Source organism: Paenibacillus sp. PDC88 (assembly GCF_900106725.1).
Classification (GTDB): domain Bacteria; phylum Bacillota; class Bacilli; order Paenibacillales; family Paenibacillaceae; genus Paenibacillus; species Paenibacillus shunpengii.
In genome coordinates this window covers 968618-984375 of record NZ_FNNT01000001.1, presented here as the reverse complement: position 1 = coordinate 984375, position 15758 = coordinate 968618, and the positions used below count along the sequence as shown (strand labels likewise).

Annotated in this window: 14 protein-coding genes; 12 read left to right on the top strand and 2 right to left on the bottom strand. The window is 44.4% G+C overall.

All coding sequences use genetic code 11. The features are described 5' to 3' along the window. Nucleotides 1-7 precede the first annotated feature (7 nt). From BLW49_RS04625 to BLW49_RS04610, 4 genes are read left to right on the top strand one after another with little or no spacing between them, the layout of a single operon-like run. Nucleotides 8-4381, top strand: a complete 4374-nt coding sequence (locus BLW49_RS04625) for an LPD38 domain-containing protein (protein WP_090723375.1) — start codon at nt 8-10, stop codon at nt 4379-4381. A gap of 55 nt (nt 4382-4436) precedes the next feature. Next, on the top strand, nt 4437-4871 hold the full coding sequence (locus tag BLW49_RS04620; RefSeq protein ID WP_090723373.1) for a phage holin family protein: 435 nt from the start codon (nt 4437-4439) through the stop codon (nt 4869-4871). A 2-nt stretch (nt 4872-4873) separates the two neighbouring features. Further along, nucleotides 4874-5140 carry a phage holin family protein gene (locus tag BLW49_RS04615; RefSeq protein ID WP_090723372.1) on the top strand — a complete coding sequence of 89 codons (267 nt, stop codon included), beginning with the start codon at nt 4874-4876 and terminating at the stop codon, nt 5138-5140. After that, nucleotides 5140-5937 carry an N-acetylmuramoyl-L-alanine amidase family protein gene (locus BLW49_RS04610; RefSeq protein ID WP_090723370.1) on the top strand — a complete coding sequence of 266 codons (798 nt, stop codon included), beginning with the start codon at nt 5140-5142 and terminating at the stop codon, nt 5935-5937. Before BLW49_RS04615 ends, BLW49_RS04610 begins: the two co-directional genes overlap by 1 nt. 72 nt (nt 5938-6009) lie before the next feature. Here BLW49_RS04610 and BLW49_RS04605 read toward each other — a convergent pair whose 3' ends face one another. Continuing rightward, nucleotides 6010-6609, bottom strand: coding sequence for a hypothetical protein (locus BLW49_RS04605; protein ID WP_090723368.1), 600 nt, complete (start codon nt 6607-6609; stop codon nt 6010-6012). A gap of 628 nt (nt 6610-7237) precedes the next feature. Between BLW49_RS04605 and BLW49_RS28480 the strand changes: the two genes are divergently transcribed. The 5 genes from BLW49_RS28480 to BLW49_RS04580 all read left to right on the top strand — a co-directional run bounded on the left by BLW49_RS28480 (nt 7238) and on the right by BLW49_RS04580 (nt 9312). Further along, nucleotides 7238-7423 (top strand): hypothetical protein, encoded by a 186-nt coding sequence (locus tag BLW49_RS28480; RefSeq protein WP_143042065.1) that lies wholly within the window; start codon nt 7238-7240, stop codon nt 7421-7423. Nucleotides 7424-7534: 111 nt separating this feature from the next. Beyond that, nucleotides 7535-7960: a DUF6941 family protein gene (locus tag BLW49_RS04595; protein WP_090723367.1), complete on the top strand. Its 426-nt coding sequence runs from the start codon at nt 7535-7537 to the stop codon at nt 7958-7960. Further along, nucleotides 7957-8646, top strand: coding sequence for a hypothetical protein (locus BLW49_RS04590; RefSeq protein ID WP_090723365.1), 690 nt, complete (start codon nt 7957-7959; stop codon nt 8644-8646). The genes BLW49_RS04595 and BLW49_RS04590 overlap by 4 nt, the downstream gene beginning before the upstream one ends. Beyond that, entirely contained in the window at nt 8637-8948 is a 312-nt protein-coding gene (locus BLW49_RS04585) for a hypothetical protein (RefSeq protein ID WP_090723364.1), read from the top strand. Before BLW49_RS04590 ends, BLW49_RS04585 begins: the two co-directional genes overlap by 10 nt. A gap of 169 nt (nt 8949-9117) precedes the next feature. Further along, nucleotides 9118-9312, top strand: a complete 195-nt coding sequence (locus tag BLW49_RS04580) for a hypothetical protein (RefSeq protein ID WP_256209570.1) — start codon at nt 9118-9120, stop codon at nt 9310-9312. An 843-nt stretch (nt 9313-10155) separates the two neighbouring features. Here the strand turns inward: BLW49_RS04580 and BLW49_RS04575 are convergent. Continuing rightward, nucleotides 10156-10365, bottom strand: coding sequence for a hypothetical protein (locus BLW49_RS04575; protein WP_090723362.1), 210 nt, complete (start codon nt 10363-10365; stop codon nt 10156-10158). Between the two features lie 421 nt (nt 10366-10786). On the opposite strand from BLW49_RS04575, the gene BLW49_RS04570 reads away from it, so the two are divergent. The 3 genes from BLW49_RS04570 (at nt 10787) to pheS (ending at nt 15746) form a co-directional block, all read left to right on the top strand. Then, entirely contained in the window at nt 10787-11938 is a 1152-nt protein-coding gene (locus BLW49_RS04570; protein WP_090723360.1) for an SGNH/GDSL hydrolase family protein, read from the top strand. A 402-nt stretch (nt 11939-12340) separates the two neighbouring features. Then, nucleotides 12341-14260, top strand: coding sequence for a ribosomal protection-like ABC-F family protein (gene abc-f / locus BLW49_RS04565; RefSeq protein WP_090723359.1), 1920 nt, complete (start codon nt 12341-12343; stop codon nt 14258-14260). Nucleotides 14261-14711: 451 nt separating this feature from the next. Beyond that, nucleotides 14712-15746, top strand: coding sequence for a phenylalanine--tRNA ligase subunit alpha (gene pheS, locus BLW49_RS04560; RefSeq protein ID WP_076311699.1), 1035 nt, complete (start codon nt 14712-14714; stop codon nt 15744-15746). Nucleotides 15747-15758 lie beyond the last annotated feature (12 nt).

The following is a 15758-nucleotide window of genomic DNA, read 5'->3' as shown; positions in this document are numbered from 1 at the left end:
TGAAGAGATGGCGAGCAGGCATGAGAAATTTATAGAAGAGCAGAGAAAGAGAGCGAACAGCATACGAAGTGGCGCGTTAAATGGCACTTTAAAGCCTACAACGCAGCCCTCATCGAGTCTGACTAGTCGCTCGGATGCCTTCAAACAGTTTACTGCATCGAACCCTATGCCAGCACCTGACTTGAAGGATTTTGAGACACTGCCTGAAGCGATGAGAAGAGTGGGTGCGGACCGCATTACGGAATCCACGTTGTTCCAAGCGACACAAGGGGACAGAGAGGCGATAAATGAATACAAGGCGGCTACAGGCCGAGAGATCAAACCGATTCAGGGGCCGCCTGCCCCTTCCCAACATCAGCTTAATGAGAATGCGATCAACTCCAAAGCGAGAGAAAGCTCTTTTGCAAACTTCGTCGCTCCCTACTCTCGGGCTATGAATGACTTAATGTATGGGAATCCCGTTGGTAACTTTATTACTCGTTTGGGCGGAGCAGCTGGACAGGTTGCAACAGGCACTCCAAGTATGGCTCCAGGTGATACAGGGAACAAGGTAGCCAATATTGCGGCTGATTTAATTGGTGGGGCTGTAGGCTCTGTCACGAATCCCGCAACAATCGGCGCTCCTGGACTCGGTATGCTATCCAGCACAAACCGGGGATCGGATATGCTGGTCAATAGTCAGATAGGGCAGCGAGCGATTAACAATATTGCAAAAGCTCCAAGCAAAGTAATGCCGGCAGATCGAGCTAGACGCCTGACTGAAAGTGCTGCGAGAGAAGGTTTAGCCGGTGCACTGCAGGGAGGAACAGGAGCCTGGGCACGTGGGGAGGACCTTGGATCCATCGCAGCGGATACAGCCATTGGTGCTGGTCTTGGTGTGGGCGGTGACCTGTTATTTAAGGGGATTGGCGCAGGCTATCGAAGTGTGAAAAATGCCTTTAGTGATAGTGGTGTTACGTCTAACCTAATGAGGAAGAGTGGCATTCCTGAGCAAGAAATCAATGAAATTATGGCGTTACCTGAAGGGCGCAGAGATGCGCGTATGTCTGCTGCAGCTAGTCGGTCGAACGTTCCTGCAGGAGTCGATCCTGTGGTAAATCCTTATACGTTTGATTTGCCAGAGGCTTCACCTTCCACAATCGCAAGAGGACGTAATGCGGCGGCAGGACGTTCTGAGCTTCAGAGCATAGACGATGCAGTTAATGAGCTGAACAACCGATACGAGCAGCGGGTCATTGATGAGTACAAGTATCTTAAGGAGTCTCGCGATAGCCGTGCTGGAGTAGCACAAGGCAATCTGCAGCGGGATTTGAACGGAGATGTCATCGGCAGAACGGGCAGGCAGTCCAATAATCCGCTTTGGTATCAGGAGTTCTACAGCCAGAATGGTCGCGCTCCATCGAACAAGGATCTTTATCAGCTGGCTCGGGATCGGGTCGATAATGGCTTCATGGATGAGTCAGGAGAGGTTCCGAGCTGGAGATTGGAGAGTGGATATGATGAGCAAATGTCCGGATATTCATCAGCTCGGGAGACGCTTCAGAACAGTATGAGGGAAATTGATCCCGCAGTAAACATCGTAGATCAGCCGCTTGTTTCTGAGGAGCTGAAGGATTTAAGGCCAAGAACGCCAAGAGCCACTGTTCAAGAGCCTGTGATAGAGCCGGAGGTGCCACAGATCGATCCGGTGGTTGATCAGAATGCAGAGCCTATTCTTCGTCCGGATCAGTTTGAGGAGAAGACCGGTCTTGGAGTAACTCCATTCTCCCGCGTTGGCCCATACGACTCGCTTAAGACGGATACTCGCTCACAGCTCGTAAGCCGTCAGAAGCGTGAGAAGCCTGGGCTCACAGCTCGTACCGATCAGCTTTATACAGCCTTGGTGGATGATCTACATCCGCTTAATCGCCAGGATAAATTACTCGAGTCAGTCATGGGTGAGAAGATTCCAGCCAACCAGCGAATTCATGATTTAGGACTTGCTTCACGCGGGGCAGACGTTGTGGCCAAACGGATTATCACGGATGGGCTAGTGGACGCGAATGGGCAGTATGTCAGTGAATCGCTGAAGAGTATCCTTTCGCCGCTTAAGGCGGCCATGCGTAAGAACAAACATATCTATGTGGATTTCGAGGACTATCTGATTAATAAGCATGCCATTACGAGATTTGACCGAGGAGAAAAAGTGTTCCGTGATGAGCTGGAATGGACACCAGAGTACGGAGCTCAAAAGGTTGCGGAGTTTGAGCGGATGTTTCCAGAGTTCAGAACGATTTCGAAACAGCTCTACAATTTCCAGACGACGCTGGCTCAGAAGTGGCTCGTTGATACGGGTATGATTTCACAGGATATGCTGGATGCGTGGGTTCGAAAAAATCCGTACTACGTCCCGAATAAACGATATTTCTCTGAGCTAGAGAAAACCGGTAAAGGGTTCGGTGGAGGGAAGAAACGTGGCTATGGTAACCAGTCCAATCCGGTGAAATCCTATCAGGAGGGTGGATCCCAGCGCCCAATCATCAGTCCGATTGAAGCGATTATTGAGAACGTAGATGCTTATGTGAAGTCAGCGAAGCGTAACCAGGTCATGCAGCAGTATGTGCGCAATATCCAGCAAGCACCGAACAACTTTTCTCCTTGGGCTACGATTGTGAAGCAGCCAGAAAAGCCGGATGACATTAGAAACATCGTGATGGATGAAGGTGGATTGGAAGAGCTTTTGTTCCGCTTCTCGGCTGACTTCGATAAGGCGATGCAGCGCACTCAGCTCGATAAGGACAACGTAGTACGTGCGCTAATGGACGGCAATCCGGTACATGTTCAGATCAAAGACAAGCAGCTGCTTAGCGCACTTACAGCACTCGGACCTGAACAGTCAGGGAAACTGCTGCAGATGGTTGGTCGATTAACGAACACGGTGAAGCTGTTAACTACAGGAAGCAACCCTGTGTTCACGCTGACTCGTAATATCTGGCGGGATATTCCACAATCATACATTGCAAGTAAGACTAACAATAATCCGTTATCTTTTATGGCTGATCTAATCGCAGCGAGTGTGGACATCGGTTTAAAGAGAGGAGCTTACCAGGACTATCTGAACGTTGGTGGCGGCCACTCCTCGGCTATAGCAGCGGATCGAGATCTGCTTCGTCAGAGTAAAAATGCAGTGCTCCCGCAATCCGGTATTTCACGTATGCATAGCGGGCTTAGAGATGGATACGAAAACTTCCTGAATGCGGTAGAGACAGCGCCGCGGCTTTCTGAGTTTAAACGTGTACGTGCAAGAGGCGGTGACATCCAGGAGGCGCTGAAGGAAGCCCAGGACATCACCACAAATTTCAAACGGCGTGGGTCCTTATCGGGGGAACTGGATAAGGTGTTCCTATACTTCAATGCGGCAATACAAGGGATGGACAAAACGGTTCGGACTTACAAGGATGATCCAGTAAAGGCGATTGTAAAGTCTGTACTAGCCATAACCGTACCAACTCTTGCCCTGTATGCTCTTAACCATGATGATCCGGACTATCAGAAACTGAATAACCGGACGAAAGATTCATTTATGCTGATTCCTAAAGGCGATGGTACTTTCTATAAGATTGCCAAGCCTCAGGAGCAAGGAACGATCTTTTCATCGATTCCGGAGCGACTCATGCGGCAGTTCGCTGAAGAGGATCCTGCAGCTTTTCGGGGCTTCGCTGATCAGATTCGTACAACCTTCTTCCCACCGATTCTATCCGGAGCGACCAAAAGCGGAGGGATTCCTGAGAAGCTCTTAGGTGTTGTGGGGGACACGGTTTTTGGACCGGTTGCGGATGTTGCAGGTAACCGGAACTTTGCGGACGCTCCTATTGTGCCTGGGTATCTTGAAAGGTTGTCGCCTGAGCTGCAGGTCGATGCGAAAACGACGAGCCTTGCTAAGTGGATCGGAGAGAAAACAAACTCATCCCCGAAGCAGCTTGATTATCTGGTTAGACAGTACACCGGGTTCATCGGTCAATTTGGTCAGCCGTTGCTTTCACCCGGTGGCGATGCTGGTTATGCGTTAACTCAGCAGATGGTAGCTGATCCTGTGTTTAGTAACGATATATCCAATGAGTTTTACCGCTACAAGGAAAATCTGGATCAAGCAAAGACCGATGAGGGTGCAGGTAAGGAGCTGCCCTCCTGGTATGACGATGAAATCAGGAAGGAGCTAAACCGGATATCGTCGGATATGGGCGATGTTAGAAAAGAGATTCGTGCAGTTCAGGCGGAGAAGGGTATGAATAATTTATTGAAACGGCAGAAGCTTCGAGATTTGCAGGATAGTATTAATGTACTGGCAGCGGAGGGTAATAGGATCGCTGTTGCAGGAAAGATTCCATATAAGAAGAAGTAGGCCTCCCAGCTCGGGAGGCTTATTTCTATTTGAGCGAGAGGGGAAAGGGAAGGTCATGGGGGAAAAGATAGAGATCCTAATTAAAAGCTTATCAGCCGGGGCGCTGATCGGCTACACGTTTGGAGGTTGGACAGTTTTGCTTACACTTTTGCTAATTTTAGTAGTGGCAGACTGGCTCTCGGGTTGGGCTGCTGCTTGGATCAATGGAGAGCTAAAGAGCAGAGTCGGGTATTACGGAATCGCTCGTAAAGTTGGAATCTTCGTCATGGTCATGATTGCGCATTTAATTGATGTGGTTCTTGGCGATGCTCATTACTTCCGTGACATTGTAATTTTCTTTTATCTTGCCAATGAACTGTTGTCTGTTGTTGAGAATGTAGGACGTATGGGGATTCCTATCCCGAATGTCATTTTAAATGCAGTGAAGATTTTTGAAACCAAGAGTGAACAAGGTAAAGACGATCAGAAACAAACTAAGGAGATGAATTAATAATGGAATGGAATACAATTGCGGAGTTGCTTGATCCACGTCTTATCATTGTTTTGGCGGCTTGTTGGGTAATTGGTTATGTATTGAAACAAACGCCGAGAGTGCCTAATTGGACAATCGTTTATGTTGTCAGCATCTTCTCTATAGGGCTGACCATTTGGATTCTAGGATGGGGTCCTGAGTCGCTTATACAAGGTGTATTAACTGGAGCTGTTGCGATCTATGGGAATCAGCTCTTGAAGCAAGGCGTGAAAGGAGCTGGTCAGTAATGATTAAGTTAGGGCTTGATCCGGGTCACGGTGGAAAGGACGGAGGAGCTGGACACTACTCATTACTTGAAAAGATCATTGTTCTTAATATCTGTTTGGAGATTAAGACGCAGCTTGAGAGAGATTACGAAGGAATTCAGGTTTATTTGACACGCAGCACAGACGTTGCCCTTGAGCTCGATGAGCGCACCGACATGATGAACAAACTTAACGTTGATGCTCTCGTTTCGGTCCATTGTAACGCAGCTGGCGGTGATGGTGGCTTTGAGACGTACCGTTACACTAAAGCAAGTCAAAACTCCATTAAGCTTCAGGCAGCCTTGCACACGGCGATAATGACAGAGCTAAGGCCGTTTGGCGTTATTGATCGGAAACAGAAGGTCAAAAACTTGCATATGGTCCGCGAGAGCAAAATGCCGGCAGTCTTGACCGAGAATCTATTTTTAGATGTCAAAGCTGATGCTGACCGCCTGAAGCGTCCAGAAGTCATTCAGGCGATCATAGACGGACATGTTAAGGGAATTGCATCATACTTCGGTCTTAAACGGAAAGAGACGGCAAAAGTGGCTACAGAAAGGGATATTCATCAGGTTAGCGGGTGGGCAGAGACAGCTTGGGCAGAAATGACAAAAAATGGATACTATGATGGTTCGAGACCCGGAGCAACCCAGACAAGGGAAGAAGCAGCTGTCGTCATGTATCGGCTTAGAAAGAACTTCCTGAAACTCATCGCGAACAATGCAGAGGATATTGCTGATCTTGATAAAAAACTAGCAAAGATCGAAGCAGCTGAGTAAATGAAAGAGCCCTGTACTCACGGACAGGGCTCTTTCATTTATGTTTTATAACAACAGATTGTGTGTCCTTTTTTATTGGAATGTTGCTTGTACATCTACCCCATCAAAAGTAGCCTTCGGAGTATAGACAACTAATAATGCATACCCAGCATAAGCATGAGACTTGTCCATTGTCATATTTGCAACTTTGCCACTGGATTTTTGGGATACAGTAGTAGCATGGACTTTTCCAACTTTACCTGTTTCAAGATCAATTAATCCAAAAACGTCAATTCCAACTGAAGTTGTGATGTCTCTTTTAATTTGAGTAGTATCCCACGCTGTCATGTAAAGTCGCCATGAATTAGTTACAAGAGTATTGTCGTAAGTTATAAAACCTGTAATATTTCTAGTTCCATTTGCTCCTTGAAAACTTTTTCGTTCGGATGCAAAAGGAGTAATAGTGCTTTCGTCATTCAACTTTTGAGCCCCTAACTCATCGGCATATTCAAAAATAAAAGCGGCATCTTCATCAGAAAATGGTTCATTCACTTGATATTTTTCCATAATTTGATCATACTGTATTCTGATCTCTTCTTTTGTAAGATTTGAGTTATTATCTTCTGAGGCAAAAGCGGATGCTGGAAACACAAGTACAGCACAAAGAGTTAATAGTGAGATAATCTTTTTCATGATTTTCCTCCATTAAATTAAGTTAGGATGTGATGAAATGTCGATCAATTGGATGAATATAGCGATTTTTTTGAGTGTCCCTGTTGTTCTTGCAGTCTCTTTAATTCTTGGTGGAGTCTTCTTATATAAGAAAAATAGCAAAAGATGAAAATGTTATCTAATATTAGATATTTGGATCGGCCTATCCAAATTATAACTAATTATTTCCTTGAAAGGAACTAATTGCGACTTAATTGATCATAATTAACCACACTTCGACATATTTTTCCTCATATTTATGCAATAGTTAGACATAGCACTGTTTAGTTATTAATTCTAAAGCCCTGTTCTTATGGACAGGGCTCTATTTCTATTTCAACAGCTTTTTTATTATCTTGAATATATCAAATCTCGTCTTGTTGTAAATTTTGTTATAGGCTGCTTACTTAGGGTTGGTGATCCATCCCATACCCTTTGGCATTTTCAGACCTAGGCTATGTATAAGTTGTCTCTTAATGCTTGTTCTTGCGCTTACTCTCTTCCTTATACTGGGTTTCCTCACTCTTAACTTCACTTTATACCTCCAATTTACAAAATACTCCAAATTCGATATATTCATCATATCACAATAGATCATAGGGGTAATGATATGCGGACATTAAAAGATGATCGAGATTTTTTTTATGCAGCTCTATCCGGTTCAAGAGTGAGTATTTATCAAAATGGGAACTTAAATGATTATGGTGGAACAGTTGAGCGCTATTCCGAAGTAAGTATTAAGATTCGAGGTACATATTACATTAGGAGTTTTTATGAGTTTAGAATAATTTCTTAGCTTTATAGACTTTGTTATAATTTGATAAAAAATGTTGAAATTATCCTTAAAATCAGTCAAAATTATCCTGTTGTCATAGTTCATTAGAATCATAATATGGAGGTCAGTACATTGCCTATTATTAGTTCTTTCACCTACTGTGAAGATGCTAAACAAGAAATTACGCCACAAGGACCAAAACTCATGGTCCTCAATCCGTTTGCATCTATATTACCAGCATTCATTCCTGGTGGTTTTTCTTTTAGTGTTGTTATAGGTATTGGTGGAATTGTTCCTACTGAAGAACAACTGTTACGATATATCTTTAGACATGAGGAGGAAAACTCAGAAATTCTAATTGATACAGGGGATGTAAGATTTACTATGGGGGTAGACGAAAGTCTCAAATTAGTTCCCGCTGAGTATCAGGGAGTTGCGCTGAGTATGGATTTTAAAAACTTAGTTTTTCGCAAAAAAGGAAAGTATATCTCTTTTATATACTTGAACAATCAGCTAGTTGCTGAATATCCGATCATGGTACATGGGCGAGAACAATGAGCAATCAATCGGGGGATTTATCTGTTCAGATTGTCAGCAACCCTGTCGCAATGGATACAAATGATAAAGGCAAAGGGATGTCGTCTCTAGTAATCGCCTCGACTATGTTATTGGGTGTAGTTAGCGGCCTAACACTTACTGGGAGCTCCCCAAATCAGCTAACAGCACGAACCCAATCAATTTCTTCTCAGAATAATTTTCAGTTTAGTGATAGCCATAGCAGAACTGTTAATTTTAGAGGTACTGATAAAGCTTTGAGCAGGAGGGGAAGTGACTATATCAGAGAATCAGCAAGTGTCAGAGTATTTAATGATAGACACGATGTTTCTTCAGTTTATTCCTCATCTATCACAGCAGCTACAACATCTATTATAGACATGCGAGACTCATCTATGAAGGAAGTCATATTTGAATTTCAGCCAGCATATGGTAATATAAAATTAGATGTTGTAGGAAACTTGGAGGGGATTGAAATGGACAATCGATTCTTTGATATAATAGGTGATCGTTTGTATAAGAGCGGTTTTCTTTTATTTGGGGCTGCCTCAATCTTACTTCTAGTTTTGTGGCTCACAAATGTAATTCCTTTTGAAGTCGGCGTTATTGGTTCTGTAATGAGCATACTAGTGGTTATAATGCTAGGTGGAATGAAACTCCTTTTCGGGAGGTTTTCAGATTGGGCTTAGACGCAGAATTAAGTAAGCTGATTTCTCAGTTGGCTTTAAAGGTACTTACGCCAATTATGGCCTTTACAATAATTATATTTTTAGGGACTGGAAATTTTATTTTTAGAGCCGCTGAGACGAGTCAGACGTTTAACTTCGATGCTGCTTTTTGGACTTGGCTTATAGTCTTTTTAGCATTTACGCCTCTTTGTGGAGCTATAATGTGGTTTCAGTCAGTTAAAGCGATTAATGGAGCTAAGACTAACGGAAAACGAAAGAGAAGTAAACCCAAAGTCCCTACACAGCAAGAAACAACTGTATAATAAGAGCCTACCAGTATAAATTACTCGGTAGGTTTTTTTGTGTTGCAACAAGAACAAATGTTTGACTGTAATATACAAACAAACGTTCTTATAGGAGTGATCAACATGTTACCTGACTACGAGAGAAAAGTGCTTGATCTTGTACAACTACACTAGCCAGCGTCGGAGAATGCCAACTGCACATGAATTAGAAGTTAAGACAGGACAGAGCAAGCAACGCATAAAAGAAGCCTTGCTACTCCTGGCAAGTGAGAACTACATACTATGGGAAGATAAATCGAGCCTTGAACGGATCGTGATCATAGAGGGATGGGAGAGAGGTTCCGACTCTCCACAGCAGCCACAAGCTAAACCTAATGCTTAGTCTGGACGGAATATTGATATCCTACATAAATTACATCGTAATTTGGATTGTCATAATTCTTCGAAGTATTCATATAATATTAATGAAACATCTATTTACCTCTAACTGCATAAATCCCCCCATTACCCTGGCTGGACATTAGCCGGGGTTAATGGGTTAACTTTACAATAATTAAAAAAACAGAAAAAACTTCTAAAATGACTTGCACGGTTTTATGCAACTCTGTTTCAAAATATTGATGTACGGTTAATATATTGTGTCGTCGGTCGGAATCCCGGCATAAGGACTCTATACATGGGGATGGTAGAGTCCTTCTTTTATTGCTAACTATCAAAATGTATAATAAAAACAGGGATAAAGCCCATGAACATAATCAATCGGTTAGGAATAGATATATAAAGATCCCTTTCAAAAACGCTGACCTGGGTACTGCTCTGTAAGCTCTGTGCTTACGGAGTTTTTTTGTTAACCATGAGACATTAAAATTACTGAGATAATAGATGCTATAACGAGGAAGACCAGGAAGATAGCAAATAACACAATAATTCTGGTTTTATTTTTTATTTTCATTTTCTTACCTCTATGTAGATCAAGCTCTAGAAACTTGATTTTAGAAATGTAGTTTCATCTCGAGTAGGGTCGTATAGGTCGTGTAACTGTGCACATCTATAGAATTCCCTAAGGAATTATAAATATTCAGAGAAGAAGACGCTACTTACTATGACACTCCTATAATAACTTTCCTTGAGCTGGATTGGTGGCGTGTCAACCAATCCAAGGCAGCATAAGAAGAGGACTCTACTCACCAAAGTGTAGAGTCCTCTTTCGTTATTGATTTAGCTTTTACTTGAGCTGCAACTTAACAGAATATTCTTCTCTTTCATTATCCATATCGAATCCGTCACCCTCAGTTACATACCATTTCATTTTAACCCACTCTATTTCTCCAGCATTACCACGTTCTGAGATCCAGAATACATCTCCCTCTTTTATGACACCTTCTTCAACATATAAAACAAAACCTAGACGAGAAATTAGCAGAAGTTTTTGCAAAAGCTCTGATCAATGTATATGATTTAAGAGCACCTACCAATATAAAAATATCTTCTCCGAAGCATGAGTATGAATTTCTAATAGAATAGTAGTTAAATTGAAAGTAAAAAAAGGGGCAGTCAGGGGGCAATAAGTAGACATTCTACTATTATAAGTGCCGCCCGTGACTGCCTGATTATCTGATAAATCCTTTAGTATCAGGCTTTTGAATACATGTGACTATAATAGAACGGGTGCGATATCAGCCTTCCAAGCTGGTAGCGTGGGTTCGATTCCCATCACCCGCTTCACTAAGAGCCTTGCGATTCTTCGCGAGGCTTTTTTCTATGGGTTATAGATTTGTTTTTTGAAGCTGGAGTATAATGATGGAGGTTTAGATTGATAGATTTAGATACAACATGAATAAAAGGGTGGATTAGAAATGCTGGGGGAATACGTATCTGCAACCGCCGTGTCGACGGCAACGAATTTTATAATGATTCAGGAAACCGCATTCACACGTACATATCGAACGTACATCAAGCTTAGAGAGAACGGGCCGCTGGAAATGAAATTTTGGCACAGCAATGTGGTGGATTCTACTTGGGATATGGGTGCTGTAGCACAAGGGAGCATGCCTGGCGGGCAATGGAAGATTGAGTCGGCGTATGTAGCGGTCAGTCAGGAAGAGCGGGATGGAAGTGTTGTACCTGGATCGGGTACCCCGATCACATTTGAAGGGGAATATACGAAGCACGTACAGCCTGGAGAACAATTCTGGAGTGATGCAGTCACGATTAATGTGCTGCCGGGACGGGACCTGGTATTTACCTGGACCCTTACAACAGAAGCAGCAGGAAAGTCCTTTCCGTACAACACCGAAGGACTGCTTGTATCTGCCTATGCTGCAGAAGGAAGGAGGGCTTCGGAGGAATCGGGAGCATCCTTCACAGCACTGGAGAATCAGCTGGTCTTGCCGGCATTTATTGGGTATAAACGACAAGTGAAGCATCGGATGATCTTCTTGGGTGACTCTATCACACAGGGAGTAAGAACGCGAAAAGATGGCTATGAATACTGGGCAGCCCGTATTGCAGATGGGTTAAATACAGAATACAGCGTCTGGAATATTGGATCAGGCTGGGCAAGGGCCTATGATGCGGCTGCAGATGGTTCATGGCTTGTGAAAGCAAGTCAAGGTGATTACGTGGCTGTGGTGCTGGGTGTCAATGACATCGATATTGGCGCTCGGAGCAGCGAAGAGCTGCTTGAGGATCTGACAGCCATTGTTCGGAAATTGAAACAAAATCCGGAGGCCAAACCGCAGATCATTCTCTTCACCGTACCTCCGTTTAATTTTGTAGAGCAGAGGGAGGAGATTTGGCGTACAGTGAATGAGACGTTACGTACAAGACCGCCTGAAGGCGTGGATTATGTATTTGATATCGCAGAAGTGTTGTCCTGCGCTGCGCCGGATGAGCACCGTATTCAGCAAAAATACATGAGCAATGAATTTGATCCACACCCGAACGGTGAGGCAGGTAAACAGGTAGCAGATGCTTTCTTGAAATGGTTTAAGGGGAAGTCTTTATAATTTTAATTAGGCATTTGCATATTTGCCTTTCTTCAAGATCATGCTATACTAAAAACAATTATGATGAATGAGAGGTAACCACACGTATCATGGAGTAAAACACACGATATCCTGAAGATAACTGTAAACCGATGGTGTAGCAGGTTAGCTGTATGCGGCTGACGTATCTAGGGACAAGTGTGCTTATTTCTATTGATGGGATACGTGTGGTTATTTGTGCTGTCTGTTCCGCGGCCTCGTGCTGGACTTGAACCGGTCAGCTCTGCTTGCTCACATACCGCAGGTGTATCTTTACCTGTTCTCCTATCCTCTAAAGTACGCTTCTTCTATAGATGAACGTCTAAGCCGCAGGCTCCTTGCCTGCGGTGTTTTAGCTTCTGTACAGAAAGAGGGAGATACGGTATGACAACACTTATTCATATGCGTGAGATTAGTAAGGATTGGAACGGAAAGAAATTGTTCGGACATGTCAATATGGAGGTTAATGAGAATGAGCGAATCGCTCTGTTTGGACGGAATGGTTGTGGCAAGACGACGCTGCTAAATATTCTGACAGGCAGTGAACAGCCGACGGAAGGTACATTAACCGTCCATCTTGAGTCTGAAGAAATCGGATTTATGCGCCAAGACTTTAAACCGGAGGAGCACCTGAGTGTTAAACAGATTGCCTATGCAGAGAGCGGAGGGTGGGGAGCCTTAAAAATGGATCTTCAGGAGGTGGAGGGAAGCCTCGCCTCTGAGGCAGATCCTTCTCCCGATTTGCTTCAGCGCTATGGTGAGATACTCGATCAATATGAAGCCTACGGTGGTTATTCGAAAGAAGCTGAGCTTGAGCGAATGATGACGCATCTCGGTATTAGGGAGGAGTTATGGGAACGCCCCTTCTCTTCTCTAAGTGGAGGTCAGAAGACCAGGCTGCGCCTATCTGCACTATTAACGAGAAAACCGAGGCTGCTTATTCTTGATGAGCCGACCAATCATCTTGATTATGAGAGCATGGTCTGGCTGGAAGGCTGGATATTGTCCTATACAGGCACACTTGTCTTTGTATCGCATGACCGGACCTTCTTGGACCGGGTAGCCACGAGCATCTGTGAGCTTACTCCGGAGGGGACTCATAAATATCCGGGAGGCTATGAGGAATACAAGGCGCAGAAGGAGCGCGAGCGCAGAGAGCAGGCGACGAAATATCGTCAGCAGGAGCTTGCCAAGAAAGCACTGGAGGAGTCTATTCGTAAATACCAGGAATGGTTTAAGATATCGCATCGAAACGCAGGGAATGTAACAGAGTCAAGAATTGCAGCAAGTTATTATAAGGCAAGGGCCAACAAAAATATATCAAGATATCATGCGAAGCAAAAGCAGCTTGAAAGGCTTGAGGGAGAACGGGTTGAAAGGCCGCGGGAAGGTCCTAAAGTCAGTGTGGATTTAAGGGAAGGGGAATTTGGGGCAAGGACATTTGTTCAGCTAAGAGACGTGGAGTACACTTACCCTGCTACTCAAACGCCTGTATTCTCAGGGATTAACCTGGTCGTTGAGCGCGGAAAGAGGATTGCTCTTCAAGGCGTGAATGGTGCTGGGAAAACGACGCTGCTAAAACTGATCACGGGAGAGCTGTCTCCACAAAAAGGAGAGGTGAACCTTCATCCTAAGACTAAAATAGGTTATTTTTCGCAGGAGCTTGAAGGTCTGCAGCCGGAGATGACTTTGCTGGACAGCTTGCTCATTAATCCATTCATGACACAGACAGAGGCACGGACCATGCTGGGTAATTTCTTGTTTTCACGGGATGACGTATTCAAGAAGATTGGAGATTTGAGCATGGGTGAGAAGTGCAGAGCAGCATTTATAAGACTGTACTTCAGCGGTTCCAATCTGCTCGTCCTCGACGAACCTACCAATTATTTGGACATTGATACTAGAGAAGTGATGGAGGAAGCGCTGCTGAACTACGAGGGTTCCTTTGTGTTTGTATCTCACGATCGGACGCTTGTCCGAAAGCTGGCTAATCAGCTGCTCCATTTGGGTAAGGATGAGCCTTTGCGCATATTTGATGGAACGGTACAGGAATATGAGGAGCATTTGGCTAGAAAAAATGAAACTCCCGAGGAGCGTGAGGAGGAAGATCTGCGGATCCAGCTGCAGCATCGTTTGAATGAATTGCTGACAGGGTCTAGTTACGATCAAGTGAACTCCGGGCAACAGGCAAATGTCGAATCTTATTATATGGACAGTGCTACACTGCAAGAAATCCGGGAGATTCGCTCACAGCTGGCAGCCTTGGAAAAGAAGGATAAGCGTTCTTCCCAACATAGAGGATAGCCTATTTTGATTACAGGACTTGCGAGAGAAGACGCATTTGCGTATAATAGTGTAGCAAACTAGGCAAGACTTAAAATGAACAAAATGCTTAGATGGAGAAGAGTACACAGTGCTTTTGAACAGGGAGGAAGCGCCAGAGATTGAGAGCGTTTCTACGAAATCAGGCTGTCGAAGTTCGCTCCGGAGCAGTTCCTTGAACATCAGATAGAGTATAGACGGTATGTACCGTATACTTTGTGTGTCAGTAGAGGATACCGGTTCACGTCCCGTTATGAGCGTGCTAAAGTGAGATTGAAATCGTAGAGCGGATATGGCTGAGAATAGCCTTATAACAGCTGTACATGAATCTAACAAGGGTGGTACCACGGTCTTTTCGTCCCTTCATCGGGAGAAAAGGCCTTTTTTTGTTTGATCAAAATCTTAGGGCATTTAAAGGAGGCTGCTGAACGTCATGAAAGAAAGATTGGAAGCTTTGAAGAACGAAGCGCTTGCTGAGCTGGCAGGCGTAAATGATGCACAGGCACTTGGCGATATAAGGGTGAAATATTTAGGTAAAAAAGGTGCGCTTACTGAAATTTTGCGTGGTATGGGCGCACTGAGTGCAGAGGAACGTCCGGTCATTGGACAGGTGGCAAACGACGTTCGTGGTGCTATCGAAGCTGTAATTGGAGAGAAGCAGGAAGCATTTCAAAGAGCAGAAACCGAGAAACGCCTGGCAAAGGAAACGATTGATATCACGCTGCCAGGACGCCGTCTGCCAGAAGGAGGGCTCCATCCATTAACGAAGGTTATCCAAGATCTCGAGGATATCTTTGTCGGTATGGGGTATCAGGTAGCTGAAGGTCCAGAGGTCGAAACGGACTATTACAACTTTGAAGCGCTCAACCTGCCGAAGAATCATCCGGCCAGAGATATGCAGGATTCCTTCTACATTACAGAAGATATTCTCATGCGTACACATACTTCTCCTGTACAGGTTCGTACCATGCTTGCGATGCAAGGTGAATCCCCTGTGAAGGTCATCGTTCCAGGTAAAGTATATCGTCGCGATGATGATGATGCTACGCATTCCTTCCAGTTCCATCAGGTAGAGGGAATTGTCGTCGGCAAAAACATTCGGATGAGTGACCTGAAGGGTACGTTGCTCCAGTTCGTGCGTGAAATGTTCGGTGCACATACAGAAATTCGTCTTCGTCCAAGCTTTTTCCCATTCACAGAGCCTAGTGTTGAAGTCGATGTTACCTGCATTAAGTGCGGGGGAGCTGGGTGTCGTTTGTGTAAACAAACCGGCTGGATTGAAATTCTAGGAGCAGGAATGGTTCATCCTAACGTACTTGAGATGGGCGGCTATGATCCTAAGGAATACAGCGGGTTTGCATTTGGTATGGGTGTAGAACGTATTGCGATGCTGAAGTATGGAGTTGACGATATTCGTCATTTCTATAACAGTGACCTCTCATTCCTGAAGCAGTTTGCCAGATTATAATTACATCTCCAC